This is a genomic window from Pseudomonas sp. KU26590 (assembly GCF_026153515.1).
Lineage (GTDB): Bacteria > Pseudomonadota > Gammaproteobacteria > Pseudomonadales > Pseudomonadaceae > Aquipseudomonas.
Genome location: NZ_CP110644.1, coordinates 306,146 through 323,187 on the forward strand (window position 1 = coordinate 306,146; position 17,042 = coordinate 323,187).

Consider the following 17,042-nt stretch of genomic DNA (forward strand, 5'->3'; position numbering starts at 1 on the left):
CCACCGGGACCCGCGCCAGTACGCAAGCCACGTTTGTTTCAACTAAAAGATGGCTTATCCGACAGAACGACTGTTAATCAAGCAAGCAGTGGGGGCAAAGCCTTGTTCAAGGCAAGCTTGTCCATCACCGCAGCGCCTGTCAGGGCGTAACCCAGCAGGTTGCCGTCGCCGTCGCGGCACAGCGCCTTGATGTCGGCGCTCCCACCTTCCACGGTCCAGACACCCTCCGAGCCCTTGGGCGGCGGAGACACAACCAGCGGGCAAACCGGCGTTTTCACCGTGACCGGCATTGGGCCATATTTGACGGGTGTGGGCGTGCCAGCGAGGGTTTGCGCCAATGCTCGGGCGCAGTTCATCAGCGGCATGACGTAAAGCAGGTTCAGCCCATCGACTTCAGCGCAATCGCCCAGCGCATAGATGTTTGCGTGGGAGGTCTGCAAATGCCGATCCACCACAACGCCACGCCCGATTTCAAGGCCCGCCGCTGCGGCGAGATCAGTGCGGGGGCGCAGGCCAATGGCTGACACCACAAGATCGCAATGCAGCACCTCGCCATCGGACAGGTGCGCTTCGAGCCCGTTGTCGGCACGATCAAGCCGTGTCATTAAAGGGCCGAGGTGGAAACGCGCGCCCAGGCTTTCCAGCCCGGCTTGTAATGCTGCGGCAGCCGCAGGGTGCAACAGCGCCGGCATCACCTGCTCGCACGGCGCAACCAGGTCGATTTCGTAGCCGCCCAGGATCAGGTCATTGGCGAACTCGCAGCCGATCAGGCCTGCGCCGAGGATCAACACCCGCTTCTTGCCGGCGGCTGCGGCACGGAAGCGCGCGTAGTCCTCCAGATCATTGATCGGGAATATGGCCTCGGCAGCGTCACCCGCCACCGGTACGCGCACGGTTTCCGCGCCCCAGGCCAGAATCAGGTCACGGTAGGGGACCGCTTCCTCGCCGATCCAGAGCCGCTTGTGGCCTGGATCAATACCGCTGACGCGGGTGTGCGTACGCACTTCAGCCTTGAGCTGATCGGCCATCGCGCCCGGCTCGGCCATGCTCAGGCCGTCGGCTTCCTTCTTTTTGCCAAAGCCGGTGGAGAGCATCGGCTTGGGGTATGAACGGCCGTCATCGGCGGTGATCAGTAAGAGCGGCGTCTCGCCATCCAGCTTGCGAAATTCGCGAGCGAGGTTGTAGCCGGCCAACCCGGTACCGATGATCACGACGGGTGCGTTCATTCATTTCTCCAGAGGGGTGGTGGAAGTCGGCGGATCAGCCGATTTCGATCATCTCAAAATCCATTTTGCCGACGCCGCAGTCAGGGCACAGCCAGTCTTCCGGCACATCCTGCCAGAGCGTGCCCGGCGCGATGCCGTCATCAGGCCAACCGTCGGCTTCGTTGTAGATGAGGCCACAGACTATGCATTGCCACTTTTTCATTGATCGGTTCTCTTGGTTTCAGGCTAGACGTCCCAGACGCTCCGCTGTCGTCGCGAAGTTTATCGAATGGGTCAGGCCTTTTACTGATCACAGCGCCATGACGCAAGTTTCATCGATTCACAACGAGCGTTTTTAGCAGGACTGGTGTAGCCAGGCAGGCGTCGGGCGACACTCCGCAAAATTGATGGCGCACACACCGTCCTCTTCCCGGCTGAAGCCGGTCCCACAAATACACCGCATATCCCTGCGGGACCGGCTTAGCCGGGAAAGCGTCGGGTGCCACGCTGCAAGATTGATAGCGCACACACCGGCCTCTTCCCGGTCAGAGCCGGTCCCACAAATACACCGCATATCCCTGCGGGACCGGCTTAGCCGGGAAAGCGTCGGGTGCCACGCTGCAAGATTGATAGCGCACACACCGGCCTCTTCCCGGCTGAAGCCGGTCCCACAAATACACCGCATATCCCGGTAGGACTGGCTTTAGCCGGGAAGGCGTCGGGAGCCTCAGCGCAAGATGGCGGGTACTCCGGTCGTCTGTCAAACATCGCAATCATGTTAAGCTCGCCGCCTCGATTGCCGCCGATATCTGTCTCCCGTGATCCAGCAAACCCCTGCATTTCCAGCGCCCGAGTGGCTTTTGCGCGATCAGTTGCTCGAAGCACCCTCGCCTGTCGTTCTTGAGTGGCTGTTCCACGAAGATTCTTTGACACGACGCCTGAACCGGCTCTCCGACAACCGCTTCTGCGTCAAGCCGCAGTTCGAAGGCTGGCAGGATCTGCGTGAAGATGAGTGTGCCGCGCTGCAATTGCCTGAGGGCAGCGAAGGCTGGGTGCGGGAAGTCTATCTACTGGGCCACGATGAAAAGTGGGTGTTTGCCCGCAGCGTTGCTGGGCGAACTGCACTGGAGCATGACGGCCTGCACATGGACGAACTCGGCACCCGGTCGCTGGGCGAGTTACTGTTCAGCGATAAAGCCTTCGCCCGCGGCCCGCTGCAGGTCTGCCACTATCCTGCGCAATGGCTGCCCCAGACTGACGCACAGCAGGGCTTGTGGGGACGTCGCTCCTGTTTCAGCCGGGGGGCTTTAAGCATTCTGGTGGCGGAAGTGTTTCTGCCCACGGCATGGCGCGCGATCGAAGCCAACCTTCCGCTGCACGCCCAAGAGGGCCGCTGATGTACCTGTCGTTGCTCAAATCCCTTAACCGTCTGTACCCGCGCGCCTGGGACTTCGTCCAGCTCACGCGCGTCGACAAGCCCATCGGCATTTACCTGTTGCTGTGGCCAACGTTGTGGGCCGTCTGGATCGCAGGCAAAGGCTCGCCGTCTCTGAGCACGCTGCTGATTTTCGTCGTTGGCGTGTTCCTGATGCGCGCGGCGGGCTGCGTGATCAACGACTTCGCCGACCGCAAGGTGGACGGCCATGTCAAACGTACCGAGCAGCGGCCGTTGGTCAGTGGCAGGGTGACGCCAAAAGAAGCACTGATTCTATTCGCCGTGCTGGTGGGGCTGAGTTTTGTGCTGGTGCTATTCACCAACGCGACGACCATCTGGCTGTCTTTCGGCGGTCTAGCGCTCGCTGCGTGTTACCCCTTCATGAAGCGCTACACCTACTACCCGCAAGTGGTGCTGGGCGCGGCGTTTTCGTGGGGCATGCCGATGGCATTCACGGCGGAGACCGGCGAGCTGCCCGCTGCTGCCTGGCTGCTTTACATCGCCAATCTGCTGTGGACGGTGGGATACGACACGTATTACGCGATGACCGATCGCGAGGACGACTTGAAGATCGGGGTGAAATCCACCGCCGTGCTGTTCGGCGACGCGGATCGGGTGATCATCCTGACGCTGCAATGCCTGGCGTTGTTCTGCCTGATGCTGGCGGGTACGCGCTTCGAGCTGGGCCTGTACTTCTTCATCGGCCTGCTGGTAGCGGCGGGATGCTTTGCCTGGGAGTTCTGGTCGACGCGGGACAAAGACCCGCAAGCCTGCTTCAAGGCCTTTTTGCACAACCATTGGGCGGGGCTGGCGATTTTTGTCGGTATCGTGCTGGACTACGCGCTGCGCTGACCGATTCGGACCAACGCAGCGCTCGAAGGCTCAGATCACGGTTTGGCGATGTGCCAGACGTCGCCCTTGCCGTCGCCGGTTTTGTCGCCAGCGGCTTTGTCATTTTTGAAGGTGTAAAGCGGCTTGCCCTTGTAAACCCACTGCGAAGCACCGTCATCGCGCTTGATGATGGTCCAGTCGCCCATAGGCTTGTCGCTTGCTGTGGCAATCAGCGGCGGCCAGTTGGTTGCGCATTGGTCGTTGCAGACGGATTTGCCCGCCGATGTGTCTTTGTCGTAGGTGTAAAGGGTCATGCTTTTATGATCAGTGAGCATGCCGTCGATGGTCATCGCTGGCGCGGCAGCGAAGGCCATGCCGGAGGACGCCAACGCGGCTGCAGCCAAAAGGCTCGCCAGAGCGGAAGAAATTTTAGCCATAGGTGAATCCTCTTTTTGTTTGTCGCTGGATAGACATTTCTTGTAGGACAAGTCGCCAGCTTAGCGCTAGATCGGCGAATACGCCTAGCTCGAACTAACCTGTCACACGACTGCAATAATTCCGTTATCTAATGCGCCCCAAGACAGTTAAATGACATGAGGTTCGAGGCATGGCTGGCAGGAGTATTCTGATCGTCGACGACGAAGCGCCCATTCGCGAAATGATTGCCGTCGCACTGGAAATGGCCGGCTATGACTGCATTGAGGCTGAGAATTCGCAACAGGCCCACGCCGTTATCGTCGACCGCAAGCCGGACCTCATCCTGCTCGACTGGATGCTGCCCGGCACATCCGGCATCGAGCTGGCACGTCGTTTGAAGCGTGACGAGCTGACCGGTGACATCCCGATCATCATGCTCACGGCCAAAGGCGAAGAGGACAACAAGATCCAGGGTCTTGAAGTCGGCGCCGATGATTACATCACCAAACCCTTCTCTCCCCGCGAGCTGGTCGCCCGGCTCAAGGCCGTGCTGCGGCGGGCTGCCCCGAACGATGGCGAATCGCCGATCGAAGTGGGCGGTCTGCTGCTGGACCCGATCAGCCACCGCGTGACCATCGACGGCACCCCTGCCGAGATGGGCCCGACCGAATACCGCCTGCTGCAATTCTTCATGACCCATCAGGAACGCGCCTATACCCGCGGGCAGTTGCTCGATCAGGTCTGGGGCGGAAACGTCTACGTGGAAGAGCGCACCGTGGATGTCCACATCCGGCGTCTGCGCAAAGCCCTCGGCGAGGCTTACGAAAATCTGGTACAAACCGTCCGCGGTACTGGCTACCGTTTCTCCACCAAAAGCTGAAAAAGCTTTTGGCAGCGATTCAGACCGCTGAAGACAAGGACGCGTTAATTGAATCACAACTGGCATGGCACCCTGATCCGCCACTTGCTGATGTTGGTCACAGTCTCGCTGCTGGCCGGTTTGATCAGCGGGCATTACGGCGGGTGTCTGGCAATCGGTCTGGGGCTTTATCTGGCCTGGACCCTCAAACAGCTGTTGCGCCTGCACGACTGGCTTCGCCATCACAAACCCGACGAGCCGCCACCCGATGGCTATGGCTTGTGGGGTGAGGTGTTCGACAGCATTTACCATCTGCAGCGTCGCGATCAGCGCGTGCGTGGCCGCCTGCAAGCGGTTATCGACCGTGTCCAGGAATCCACTGCCGCGCTGAAAGATGCGGTGATCATGCTCGACAGCGACGGCAACCTGGAATGGTGGAACCGCGCCGCCGAAACCTTGCTGGGCCTGAAGACGCCCCAGGACAGCGGTCAGCCGGTGACCAATCTGGTCCGCCACCCGCGGTTCAAGGAGTACTTCGAACACGCTAATTACGTCGAACCGCTGGAAATCCCTTCGCCGGTCAATGACCGCTTGCGCATTCAGATGCTGATCACCCGCTACGGCAACAACGAGCATTTGATGCTGGTGCGCGACGTGACGCGCATGCATCAGCTGGAGCAAATGCGCAAAGACTTCGTCGCCAACGTGTCCCATGAGCTGCGCACTCCGTTGACGGTCATCTGCGGGTATCTGGAGACGCTGCTGGATAACGTCGAGGAAGTGAATCCGCGCTGGGTCAGGGCGTTGCAGCAAATGCATCAGCAAGGCGGGCGCATGCAGACGCTGCTCAACGACCTGTTGCTGCTGGCCAAGCTGGAAGCCACCGATTACCCGTCCGATAACCAGCCCGTGGCCGTGTCGTCGCTGCTGCAAAGCATCACCAACGATGCTCAAGCCCTGTCGGGAAGCAAGAATCAGCAGATCACTCTGGACCTGGAAAGCGACGTAAGCCTCAAGGGCAGCGAGGCGGAGCTGCGCAGCGCGTTCTCCAACCTGATCTTCAATGCCGTCAAATACACACCGGCCGAGGGCAAGATCCGTATCCGCTGGTGGAGTGACGGGCGTGGCGCGCACCTGAGTGTGCAGGACTCCGGCATCGGCATCGACAGCAAACACATTCCGCGCCTGACCGAGCGCTTCTACCGCGTCGACTCCAGCCGCGCATCAAACACCGGCGGGACAGGCCTGGGCCTGGCGATCGTCAAGCACGTGCTGCTGCGCCACCGCGCGGCACTGGAAATCAACAGCGTCCCCGGCAAGGGCAGTGTGTTTATCTGCAACTTTGCCCCGGCCCAGATGACCAAAGCCTAGGCAAGCCAGCAGATAGCCGCTAAATTGCGTCCCTTGTGCCCTCCAATTGTGAGGGCGTGTTTCATTCCACACTTCAAAACGGAACCTGCAAAACCCCATCATGGACCCTTCCCCTGGTATTAGCCTGGCTTCACTCTTCGCCGATTTCGGCATGATTCTTTTCGCAATGGTGTTGGTTCTGCTCAACGGATTCTTCGTTGCGGCCGAGTTCGCCATGGTCAAACTGCGCTCCACCCGCGTGGAGTCCATTGCCGAGAAAAACGGTTGGCGCGGACGCATTCTGCGCACCGTTCACAGCCAGCTGGATGCTTATCTGTCAGCCTGCCAGCTGGGTATTACGCTGGCGTCGCTGGGACTGGGATGGGTCGGCGAGCCGGCGTTCGCGCACCTGCTTGCGCCGCTGCTCGAGACAGTCGGCGTGGAGTCGCCCGAGGTCGTCAGAGGCGTGTCGTTCTTCAGCGCCTTTTTCATGATTTCGTACCTGCACATCGTGGTGGGTGAACTGGCGCCGAAATCCTGGGCCATTCGCAAACCCGAGCTGTTGTCGCTGTGGACGGCGGTGCCGCTGTACCTCTTCTACTGGGCGATGTACCCGGCCATCTACCTGCTCAACGCCAGTGCCAACGGCATTCTGCGCATCGCAGGCCAGGGCGAGCCCGGCCCGCATCACGAGCATCATTACAGCCGTGAAGAGCTCAAGCTGATCCTGCACTCAAGCCGCGGTCAGGACCCGAGCGACCAAGGCATGCGCGTACTGGCCTCCGCCGTGGAAATGGGCGAGCTGGAAGTGGTGGACTGGGCAAATTCCCGCGAAGACATGGTCTCGCTGGAATTCAACGCCCCGCTCAAGGAAATCCTTGCGATGTTCCGCCGGCACAAGTTCAGCCGGTACCCGGTGTATGACTCGGACCGCAATGAGTTTGTGGGTCTGTTGCACATCAAGGACCTGCTGCTGGAGCTGGCGGCGCTGGATCACCTTCCCGAGTCCTTCAACCTTGCCGAGCTCACGCGGCCGCTGGAGCGCGTGTCCAAGCACATGCCGTTGTCGCGCCTGCTGGAGCAGTTCCGTCAGGGCGGCGCGCACTTTGCGCTGGTCGAAGAAGCCGACGGCAAGATCATCGGCTACCTGACGATGGAAGACGTGCTGGAAGTGCTGGTGGGCGACATTCAGGACGAACATCGCAAGGCCGAGCGCGGCATTCTGGCCTATCAGCCGGGCAAGCTGCTGGTGCGCGGGGATACGCCGCTATTCAAGGTCGAGCGCCTGCTGGGCATCGATCTGGACCACGTGGAAGCTGAAACCCTGGCTGGCCTGATCTACGACAGCCTCAAGCGCGTGCCTGAGGAAGAGGAAGTCATGGAAGTCGAAGGCCTGCGCATCATCATCAAAAAGATGAAAGGCCCGAAGATCGTGCTGGCGAAGGTGCTGAAGCTGGATTGATCTTGCCGCTGGCCGGGTCTCGGTTGTGCCATTTTGCTGCCGCTGCGCGCCAGATCGCGGGACAAGCCACGCTCCTACAGGTCAGCGGCAGATGATCAATTCCCGCCAATCGCGAAGTTGGGCAGGCTCTGGACCGGCTGCGAGAATTCGTAAGGGATCGACTCCAGCGCCAGCCCGACGTTGCGCTGCACCACGAAGTGCAAATGCGGGCCGGTGCTGTTGCCGGTGTTGCCGGAGCGCCCGAGCGGCGCGCCCACTGCCACATGCTGGCCTTCCTTGACGCTCACCGATCCCTGCTGCAAATGCAGATAAACGCCCATCGTGCCGTCGTCGTGCAGGATCCGCACGAAGTTGCCCGATGGATTTTCGCCTCGGCCCGACTGGGCATTCTCCGTCTTGATCACAGTACCGCCCCGCGCCGCGATGATCTGCGTGCCTTCGGGCATGGCAATGTCGATGGCGTAGCGGCTCTTGGCGCCTATATGGCTGTAGGACCCATTGGCGCCCTGACTGATGCGAAACGGCCCGCCCACCCACGGCAACGGATAGCGATAGGCGAATCCACCCGCCGAGACGCCCCGCTGTGGGTCGCCCACGATTGATCGCAGACTGGGCTTGTAGGCCATGGCCTTGCTGGCGACTTGCGGGCTGAGGGCGATGAGACGTTCGTTGCTGCGCGCTGGAATCGTGCGGCGAATAACCTGATCCGATACGCCGACCACGTTCTTCACCCCGGCCAGACGCAGTTCGACTTCAACGGGCGCGTAAAGGTCGTTTCGCACGTACAGGCTGTCGCTGCCGTTGGCCTTCTTGACGCTCAGGCGCACCTGGCTGTCGATGCGCTCGACCATGCGCTCGCGAAGCTTCATCACCTGCGCGCCGCGTACAGGCTGGTCGGTAAACGACACCACGCCATTGGCATCGGTGAACCGATAGATCGTGACCGCTCCGGCGGTCTGCGTGGCCAGCAGTAAGGCACAGACAACCAGCACGCGCTCGAACATCGGGATAGACCTGGTGAGTGGACGATTGGCGCCCAGCCTAACAGCGATGCCGACGAAATTGGACTCATCCGAATCAATCGGTAATAGACGAAGCGTCAAGGAAATCGCGTCAGCCAGGGGCGCGATCGGAATTGCAATTTCTATGCTGGGTGATAGTGCGTTTCGTCAGGCCGTTCTTCGCATCCGCTGACATGCCCATCGTCCAGACGCTGCGCGCGAGCGCAGCGAACTGGCTTGCCAATCAGGCACCCGGCACGAAGTGCTTCTGCGCTGTGCCACGGGCAATCAGGCGCGACAGGTAATCAAGCTTCTGGGTGTCCTTGTCGACGAATCGGAAAGTCACCTGCAGCCAATCACTGTCTGGCTTCTGCTCGAACGCGGAAATCGCGTGCAGATAGCCATTGAGACGCGCGACCTCGGCGTTTTCACCCTGCTCCAGATCGAGCACGGCGCTCTCGAGGATCTGCGGCAGCACCTCGCCACGGCGGACCAGCAGCGACGCTTCCTTGAGCGTCAGCGCCTTGATCACGCAGGGCTGAATCCCGCTCGGAAGACGCAACTGACCCTGGCCACGACCCGTAGGTGCGGCGGCGGGAGCGGCATTGGCCGTAGGCTGGACCTGAGGCTGAGCGGCCTGCGGTGCAGCCGACGCAGCGGGTGCCGTGTTGACGACCTCAGGCCGATTACCCATCAAAGCGCTGAGCGAGTCATTGGCAAATGCGGCATTGACGCGGGCCGGACCACTGGACATCAACGCCTCGAGTTTGCCGACCTTGTGCAGCGCTTTTTTGACCTTGGTCAGCAGTTGCTCGTTGGTGAACGGCTTGCCGATGAAGTCAGAGACGCCGGCCTGGATCGCCTGAATCACGTTTTCCTTGTCGCCACGGCTGGTGACCATGATGAACGGCATGGTCTTCAGGTTGTCCTGCTGGCGGCACCAGGTCAGCAATTCCAGCCCGGACATTTCGGGCATTTCCCAATCGCACAGCACCAGATCAAACACTTCACGGCTGAGCAGGACTTGCGCCTTGCGGCCGTTGACTGCGTCTTCCAGAGCAACTCCTGGAAACGCGTTGCGCAGGCCTTTCTTGACCAGATCGCGGATGAACGGTGCGTCATCCACCACCAATACACTGACTTTACTCATCGACGCTCCTGATGGCGTGTTCACCGTAAATGGCGAGCATTCGCTGGCGGGTGGCCAGCTGCCAAACTGTTTGACGACACCGGGACTTTTATTCGCGGGTGACTTGAAAAATACGGGCAGACCGGAAAAACAAAAACGCCCGGCGGTCGCCAGGCGTTTTTTCTCAGGCAATCTTATTTATCGTCAGGCTTGTCCAGAACATTAATCCTTTCGGCGGTCAGGCCTTTGACTTCTTCCTGCATGCGCTTGAGGCCCAGGTGACGAACGTCGGTACCGCGCACGAGGTAGATGACCAGTTCGGAGATGTTGCGCGCGTGATCGCCGATGCGCTCCAGCGAACGCAGGACCCAGATCACGTTCAGCACGCGGGAGATCGAGCGCGGATCTTCCATCATGTAGGTGACCAGCTCACGCAATGCGGTCTTGTACTCGCGGTCGATGTTCTTGTCGTACTGCGCGACCGATAACGCCAGATCGGCATCGAAGCGGGCGAACGAGTCCAGTGCGTCACGCACCATCTTGCTGACCTGATCGCTGATGTGGCGCACTTCGACGTAACCGCGCGGCGACTCACCCTCTTCGCACAGCTGAATCGCACGGCGGGCGATCTTGGTGGACTCATCGCCGATGCGCTCAAGGTCGATAACCGACTTGGAGATGCTGATGATCAGACGCAGGTCGGAGGCAGCAGGCTGACGACGGGCCAGGATGCGCAGGCACTCTTCGTCGATGTTGCGCTCCATCTGGTTGATGCGGTCGTCAACCTCACGCACCCGTTGGGCCAGGCCCGAGTCGGCTTCGATCAAGGCGGTGACCGCGTCGTTGACCTGCTTCTCGACCAGACCACCCATTTCCAGCAGGTGGCTGCGAACTTCTTCCAGTTCAGCGTTGAACTGCTGGGAGATGTGATGTGTATGGCTGTCTTTGATCATGAGTGTCCGTCCGATTGATTGCGCGGTGGTTCAAGGCTGACGAAACACGTGCTAGCCGTAACGACCGGTTATGTAGTCTTCAGTTTGCTTTTTGGTCGGATTGGTGAACAACGTATCGGTGTCCCCGTATTCGACCACCTTGCCCATGTGCAGAAACGCGGTGTAATCCGATACGCGCGCCGCCTGCTGCATGTTGTGGGTAACGATCACAATGGTGTATTTGGATTTCAGTTCGTAGATCAACTCTTCGACTTTCAGGGTCGAAATCGGGTCGAGCGCGGAGCACGGCTCATCGAGCAGCAGCACCTCGGGTTCGACGGCGATGGTGCGGGCGATCACCAGACGTTGCTGCTGACCACCGGAAAGTCCGAGCGCCGACTCGTGCAGGCGGTCCTTGACCTCGTCCCACAGTGCGGCGCCACGCAAGGCCCACTCGACGGCTTCGTCGAGCACGCGCTTTTTGTTCACGCCCTGAATGCGCAGCCCGTAGACCACGTTCTCGTAAACGGTCTTGGGGAACGGGTTGGGCTTCTGGAAGACCATGCCGACCCGGCGACGCAACTCGGCGACGTCCTCGCCTTTAGTGTAGATGTCGTGGCCATAGAGCTTGATCTCGCCCTGTACTCGGCAGCCGTCCACCAGATCGTTCATGCGGTTGAAGGTGCGCAGCAACGTGGACTTCCCGCACCCGGACGGCCCGATGAACGAGGTGACGCGTTGTTTCGGGATGTTCATGCGGATGTCGAACAGCGCCTGCTTCTCGCCATAGAAGAGATCCAGCCCCGGCACTTCCAGCGCAACGGCTTCGTTCGCCAGATCCAGCACCTGGCGCTTGCGACCCAGGGCCGACATGTTGATGCCGTGGGCGTGGGGTTCCTGTTGCATGGTCTCTCTCCGTTCGTAGCTGCCAGCGTTGAGCTGCCAGCTGCAAGTGTGGTGCAGATACGGTACGCGACTTACAGCTTGCCGCTTGAAGCTTGTAGCTGACTCAGTCTTCAAACGCCTTGTACTTGTCGCGCAGGCGGTTGCGAATCGTCACCGCCGACAGGTTCAGCAGCGCGATCACCAGCACCAGCAACAGTGCCGTGGCATACACCAGCGGGCGCGCAGCCTCGACGTTGGGGCTTTGAAAACCGACATCGTAAATATGAAAACCCAGGTGCATGATCTTCTGGTCGAGGTGCAGATACGGGTAATTGCCGTCCAACGGCAACGAAGGCGCCATCTTGACCACACCCACCAGCATCAGCGGCGCCACTTCACCCGCCGCCCGTGCCACCGCCAGAATCAGGCCCGTCATCATGGCCGGGCTGGCCATGGGCAAAACGATCTTCCACAGCGTTTCGGCCTTGGTGGCGCCCAAGGCCAGCGAGCCCTCGCGCAACGTCAGCGGGATACGCGCCAGACCTTCTTCGGTGGCGACGATCACCACCGGCACGGCGAGCAGCGCCAGCGTCAACGACGCCCACAGCAAGCCGGGCGTGCCGAAGGTCGGCGCCGGGAGGGCTTCGGGGAAGAACAGCTGATCCAGAGAACCGCCCAGCACGTAAACGAAAAAGCCAAGCCCGAAGACGCCGTAGACGATAGCGGGAACACCCGCGAGGTTGTTGACGGCAATGCGGATCAAGCGCGTCATTACGCCTTGGCGTGCGTACTCACGCAAATACACAGCGGCGAGCACGCCGAAGGGCGTCACGAAGACGGCCATGATCAGCGTCATCATCACGGTGCCGAAGATCGCCGGGAAAATCCCGCCCTCCGTATTGGCCTCGCGCGGGTCGTCGCTGAGGAACTCCCAGAGCTTCTGGAAGTAGAACCCCAGCTTGGTCATCGTGCCCATAGCGTTGGGCTGATACGCGTGAACCACCTTGCCGATGCTGATCTCGATCTCTTTGCCGTTGGCGTCACGGGCCGTCAGGCTGTCGCGATTGTATTCGGCGTGCAACGCGCCCAGGCGCGACTCGACGTCCTTGTAGCGCGCTTCGTATTCGGCGCGCTCAATGGCCATGTCGGCCTGGGCCGCTGCATCAAGTTCGCCGTTGAGCTCGAGCTTGCGCGCGTGCAGACGCAGCCGCTCGATGCCGTGGTTGATCGCGCCGATCTCGCCCTTCTCCAGGTCGTCCAGCTGATCGGAGATGCCCTGCACCCGCTCGATACGCGCCTGCAGTTGCGGCCATGCGGCTTCGCCCTCCGCGACCACTTTGCCGTCTTCCTTGACGTTGAGCAGATAGCCGTAAAAGTTGCCCCACTCGCGGCGCTCCAGTGTCATCAATTCCGCTGGCTTGCGCTGATCCTTGAGCCACTCGCCAATGACCCAGTTGAAATCGCTGGGGCTGACATCCCGGTTGCCGACCTTGAACAAATCGCGGGTCATGAACTCGGGCCCCTGATCAGGGACTGGCAGCCCGGCGGCCTTGAGCCTGGCGCGCGGCACTTGTTCAGACTGAACCAGCTCACCCACCAGCACGTGGCTTTCCTGCCCGGGAACATCGTACTGGGCGGAAATCACATCGGCAGGCCAGAAGTGCCCCAGCCCGCGCACGGCGATCACCGCCAGCAAGCCGATGGTCATGATCACCGCGATGGACACCGCACCCGCGCTCAGCCAGACACCGGGGCCGCCACTGTTGAACCATCGCTTGAGGGAGGTCTGCTTCATCGGTTTCAACCTGCCCTAAAGAGACGAATACTGCTTGCGCAGGCGCTGACGAATCAGCTCCGCCAAGGTGTTCATGACAAATGTGAACATCAGCAGCACCAGAGCGGCGAGAAACAGCACGCGATAATGGCTGCCGCCTACCTCCGACTCGGGCATCTCCACCGCCACGTTGGCCGCCAGGGTGCGCATACCTTCGAACAGGTTCATGTTCATAATCGGCGTGTTGCCGGTGGCCATGAGCACGATCATGGTTTCGCCGACGGCGCGCCCCATGCCGATCATCAGCGCAGAGAAAATCCCCGGGCTCGCCGTGAGAATCACCACGCGAATCAGCGTCTGCCAAGGCGTGGCGCCGAGGGCCAGTGAGCCGAGCGTCAGACCACGCGGCACGCTGAACACGGCGTCCTCGGCAATCGAATAAATGTTGGGTATGACCGCAAAACCCATCGCGATTCCGACCACCAATGCGTTGCGCTGATCGTAGGTGATGCCCAGATCGTTGGTGATCCACGAGCGCATGTCGCCGCCGAAGAACCAGCTCTCCAGGTGCGGGCTCATGCTCAGCGAGACCCAGCCAATCAGCAGAATGACCGGAATCAGAATCGCGCTTTCCCAACCGTCGGGCACACGCAGGCGAATAGAGTCAGGCAGGCGCGTCCAGCCAAACCCGGCCAGCAATATGCCAATGGGGGTGAAGATCAGCAGGCTGAAGATACCCGGCAGGTGCCCTTCCAGATACGGCGCCAGGAACAGCCCGGCGAAGAAGCCAAGAATCACCGTCGGCATCGCTTCCATCAGTTCGATGATCGGCTTGACCTTGCGGCGCATGCGCGGCGCCATGAAGTATGCGGTGTAGATAGCAGCGGCGACGGCAATCGGCGCAGCCAGCAGCATGGCGTAGAACGCGGCTTTGAGCGTGCCGTAGGTGAGCGGCGCAAGGCTCAGCTTGGGTTCGAAATCACTGTTGGACGCGGTGGATTGCCAGACGTATTTGGGTTCGTCGTAGTTTTCGTACCAGACCTTGTCCCACAGCGCGCTCCAGGAAATCTCCGGGTGCGGATTGTCCAGGCTCAAGGGCAGCAGCTTGCCGCTGTCTTCAACAATGATCCGATCCGCCCGCGGCGACAAACCCATCACCGCCGGGCCGCTGGCAATCGGGTCGATCAACAGCGTGCGGTGGGCGGTGCTGTGGAACACGCCGAGCTTGCCGGAGGTGTCCATGGCAATAAAGCCTTTGCGGCGTTGCTCGGCGGTGATCTGTGAAATCGGCGCGCCACTCATTTTGAAGTCACGAATGTGCTGCAGACGCATCTCGCCATCGACGTCCCGCGCCATGAACCACTGCGCGATATTGCCTCGGGAGCTGCCGATCACCAGCGAGATGCCACCCACCAATTGCGTACTGGCGGTGGTTTCGGCGTTGGCGTCTTCAAGCAATTTGTAGCGGCCATTCAGCGTGCGGTCCCGCAGGTCGAACACATCCACCAACGCGCGACCATTGATCACGTACAGCCATTGCTGGCGCGGGTCGATATAAATGGCTTTGACCGCCGCCGACAGCTGCGGCAGGTCGACTCGGCTCTGCTCGCGATTGGTTTCGCCGGTCATCAAATTTTCGGATTGGGTCAGCGACAACACGTGCAACTGCGTACCGGTTGCACCGGCCAGCATCAGGGTCGTGTCGCTGGCGCTCAGATTGACGTGCTCGAGGACCCGCCCTCCTTCGTCCAGTACCAGCGGCGTCTCGCCGTAGGGATAGGTAATCGTGGGCGTGATGGTTTTTTTGTTGTCGGGATAGCTGATCGGGTAAGCGTGCTTGAAAACCAGCACCTGGCCGTTGGACAGGCCGATCGCGATCAGGGGCTTGCCGGGCTGATCCTGCGCTACCGACGTGACCTTCGCGCCAGCAGGGATCGGCAAGGTCACGCGGGAAATTTCGCCGCCGTCCTTGAGATGGAAAAACAGCGCTTCGCCCTTGTCGGACACGCGCATGGCGACCTGATTCTGCTCTTCGATAACGAGGACCATGGGCTTGCCCGCATCCTGCATCCAGGCAGGCGTCTGAGCGTCGTCGCGCGTCAGCTTCGCACCCTGAAACAACGGCGCGACGACATAGGCGAGATAGAAGAATATCAGCGTGATGGCGGCCAACACGGCAAGACCGCCCACTAACACGTACCAACGCGTCAGACGGTCTTTGAGCGCACGAATCCTGCGCTTGCGTTGCAGCTCGGGCGCATTGAAATCGATGCGCTCGGGACGGGGGTTTTCGGTCATTGATGAATTGGCCAAATCATTCATGCGCACACCGTAGTCGCTGTGTATGACAAATACATGACAGCGAGGTGACGCAAAAAAGCCCGCCGCCCCTGAATCGAGGCAACGAACTGTTCAGTGTTCTGCGAGCCTCGTTCCATAAGGCCTTTGTCGTTTATGGCGGGACGAACCTGTCACCCCGCATCAGGGTTGTCTGGCAGCGTGCTCGCTACCGTTCTTGTAGCCCCAGATCAGCCAAGGCTTTGCTGACGACCTTGGCTGGTAACGGAATGTACCCGTCTTTCATGACAACTTCCTGACCTTGTTTTGACAGGATCAATCTGACGAACTCGGCTTCGAGCGGATTCAACGGCTTGTTCGGCGCTTTGTTGACGTACACATAAAGGAAGCGTGCCAGCGGGTAAGTGCCATTCAGCGCGTTGGCTTCGTTGTCTTCGACAAACTCGCCGCCCTCTTTTTTCGCAAGGGGTACGGTGCGCACGCTGGACGTTTTATAACCAATACCCGAGTAGCCAATGCCGTTCAGCGAATTGCTGATGGAGCTGACCACCGACGCAGAGCCGGGCTGTTCGTTGACGTTGGGTTTGAAGTCGCCCTTGCACAGCGCCTCTTCCTTGAAATAACCATAGGTGCCGGAAACCGAATTGCGTCCGAACAGCTGGATGGCCTTGCCGGCCAGATCCCCCGTCACGCCTACATCGCCCCAGGTTTTTGCATCGGTCCTGGCGCCGCACAGCCGGGTCGCGGAGAAGATCGCGTCAACCTGCTGCAGCGTCAGGCCCTTGATAGGGTTGTCCTTGTGGACGAACACTGCCAAGGCATCCACCGCCACGGGTATGGCTGTCGGCTTGTAGCCGTGCTTCTGCTCGAAGGCGGACAGCTCGCCATCTTTCATCTTGCGGCTCATGGGCCCCAGGGTGGCAGTACCCTCGGTCAGTGCAGGCGGCGCTGTTGATGAGCCGGCGGCCTGAATCTGGATGTTTACGCTTGGGTATTCTTTCTTATAGGCCTCGGCCCACATGGTCATCAGGTTGGCCAGCGTGTCGGAGCCCACGCTTGAGAGGGTGCCCGAAACACCGCTGGTTTTGATGTAGGGCTTGATCGCCGGATCGACGGCGGCAACCGCAGCCGCAGTGGTTAAGCCAGCAGCGGCAAAAGTCAGTGCAGTCATCAAACGCTTGAGTGTCATGCCTTGCTCCTGGCGAGATTAGGGTGCCGGCCCGGGGGGAGAGTGATGGCCATGTGACTACTCTATGTCTGAATTGTGACAGATCCATGAAATCCAGAAAAACATGCACTCCTTTCCAGAGTCAGTGGCAGGTCATTAATCAGCGTGTCTGCACACGCTTGAGTGCGCCCACATGGCAAGTCCACTATCAGGTCAGCGTATTTTTTACCGCGCGCACCGATTCGTAATTGTCAGGTGAAGTGCTTACTAGTCGGAACCGGTGTATTGAAAGCGCG

General features: G+C 60.3%; 15 protein-coding genes. 5 read left to right on the forward strand and 10 right to left on the reverse strand.

Annotation, left to right across the window (positions count from 1 at the left end; genetic code table 11):
* Window positions 1-77: 77 nt before the first annotated feature.
* Together OKW98_RS01450 and OKW98_RS01455 are read right to left on the reverse strand one after the other, a co-directional pair.
* Window positions 78-1,226 carry an NAD(P)/FAD-dependent oxidoreductase gene (locus OKW98_RS01450; protein ID WP_265387677.1) on the reverse strand — a complete coding sequence of 383 codons (1,149 nt, stop codon included), beginning with the start codon at window positions 1,224-1,226 and terminating at the stop codon, window positions 78-80.
* A gap of 34 nt (window positions 1,227-1,260) precedes the next feature.
* Entirely contained in the window at window positions 1,261-1,428 is a 168-nt protein-coding gene (locus OKW98_RS01455; RefSeq protein WP_002555879.1) for a rubredoxin, read from the reverse strand.
* 595 nt (window positions 1,429-2,023) lie between these two features.
* Between OKW98_RS01455 and OKW98_RS01460 the strand changes: the two genes are divergently transcribed.
* Window positions 2,024-2,602 carry a chorismate--pyruvate lyase family protein gene (locus OKW98_RS01460; RefSeq protein WP_265387678.1) on the forward strand — a complete coding sequence of 193 codons (579 nt, stop codon included), beginning with the start codon at window positions 2,024-2,026 and terminating at the stop codon, window positions 2,600-2,602.
* Window positions 2,602-3,492, forward strand: a complete 891-nt coding sequence (ubiA, locus tag OKW98_RS01465; RefSeq protein WP_265387679.1) for a 4-hydroxybenzoate octaprenyltransferase — start codon at window positions 2,602-2,604, stop codon at window positions 3,490-3,492. The genes OKW98_RS01460 and ubiA overlap by 1 nt, the downstream gene beginning before the upstream one ends.
* A gap of 35 nt (window positions 3,493-3,527) precedes the next feature.
* On the opposite strand, the gene OKW98_RS01470 is transcribed toward ubiA, so the two are convergent.
* On the reverse strand, window positions 3,528-3,908 hold the full coding sequence (locus tag OKW98_RS01470) for a hypothetical protein (protein WP_265387680.1): 381 nt from the start codon (window positions 3,906-3,908) through the stop codon (window positions 3,528-3,530).
* Window positions 3,909-4,078: 170 nt separating this feature from the next.
* Here OKW98_RS01470 and phoB point away from each other — a divergent pair, with 170 nt between their 5' ends.
* From phoB to OKW98_RS01485, 3 genes are all read left to right on the forward strand, one after another.
* Window positions 4,079-4,768: a phosphate regulon transcriptional regulator PhoB gene (gene phoB / locus OKW98_RS01475; RefSeq protein ID WP_065988205.1), complete on the forward strand. Its 690-nt coding sequence runs from the start codon at window positions 4,079-4,081 to the stop codon at window positions 4,766-4,768.
* A gap of 90 nt (window positions 4,769-4,858) precedes the next feature.
* Entirely contained in the window at window positions 4,859-6,118 is a 1,260-nt protein-coding gene (phoR, locus tag OKW98_RS01480) for a phosphate regulon sensor histidine kinase PhoR (protein ID WP_265389623.1), read from the forward strand.
* A gap of 100 nt (window positions 6,119-6,218) precedes the next feature.
* Window positions 6,219-7,559, forward strand: a complete 1,341-nt coding sequence (locus OKW98_RS01485; protein WP_265387681.1) for a hemolysin family protein — start codon at window positions 6,219-6,221, stop codon at window positions 7,557-7,559.
* Between the two features lie 95 nt (window positions 7,560-7,654).
* Here OKW98_RS01485 and OKW98_RS01490 read toward each other — a convergent pair whose 3' ends face one another.
* The 7 genes from OKW98_RS01490 to OKW98_RS01520 form a co-directional block, all read right to left on the reverse strand.
* A complete protein-coding gene (locus OKW98_RS01490) occupies window positions 7,655-8,563 on the reverse strand; it encodes a peptidoglycan DD-metalloendopeptidase family protein (protein ID WP_265387682.1) in 909 nt (302 codons plus the stop codon).
* Between the two features lie 241 nt (window positions 8,564-8,804).
* Window positions 8,805-9,710, reverse strand: coding sequence for a response regulator (locus tag OKW98_RS01495; protein WP_265387683.1), 906 nt, complete (start codon window positions 9,708-9,710; stop codon window positions 8,805-8,807).
* A gap of 173 nt (window positions 9,711-9,883) precedes the next feature.
* Window positions 9,884-10,642, reverse strand: a complete 759-nt coding sequence (phoU, locus tag OKW98_RS01500; RefSeq protein WP_122534192.1) for a phosphate signaling complex protein PhoU — start codon at window positions 10,640-10,642, stop codon at window positions 9,884-9,886.
* A gap of 51 nt (window positions 10,643-10,693) precedes the next feature.
* Window positions 10,694-11,527 carry a phosphate ABC transporter ATP-binding protein PstB gene (pstB, locus tag OKW98_RS01505; protein WP_265387684.1) on the reverse strand — a complete coding sequence of 278 codons (834 nt, stop codon included), beginning with the start codon at window positions 11,525-11,527 and terminating at the stop codon, window positions 10,694-10,696.
* A 103-nt stretch (window positions 11,528-11,630) separates the two neighbouring features.
* Window positions 11,631-13,301 carry a phosphate ABC transporter permease PstA gene (gene pstA, locus OKW98_RS01510; RefSeq protein ID WP_265387685.1) on the reverse strand — a complete coding sequence of 557 codons (1,671 nt, stop codon included), beginning with the start codon at window positions 13,299-13,301 and terminating at the stop codon, window positions 11,631-11,633.
* 15 nt (window positions 13,302-13,316) lie between these two features.
* Window positions 13,317-15,602: an ABC transporter permease subunit gene (locus OKW98_RS01515; protein WP_265387686.1), complete on the reverse strand. Its 2,286-nt coding sequence runs from the start codon at window positions 15,600-15,602 to the stop codon at window positions 13,317-13,319.
* Between the two features lie 184 nt (window positions 15,603-15,786).
* Window positions 15,787-16,767, reverse strand: a complete 981-nt coding sequence (locus OKW98_RS01520; protein WP_265387687.1) for a phosphate ABC transporter substrate-binding protein PstS family protein — start codon at window positions 16,765-16,767, stop codon at window positions 15,787-15,789.
* Between the last annotated feature and the right edge of the window lie 275 nt (window positions 16,768-17,042).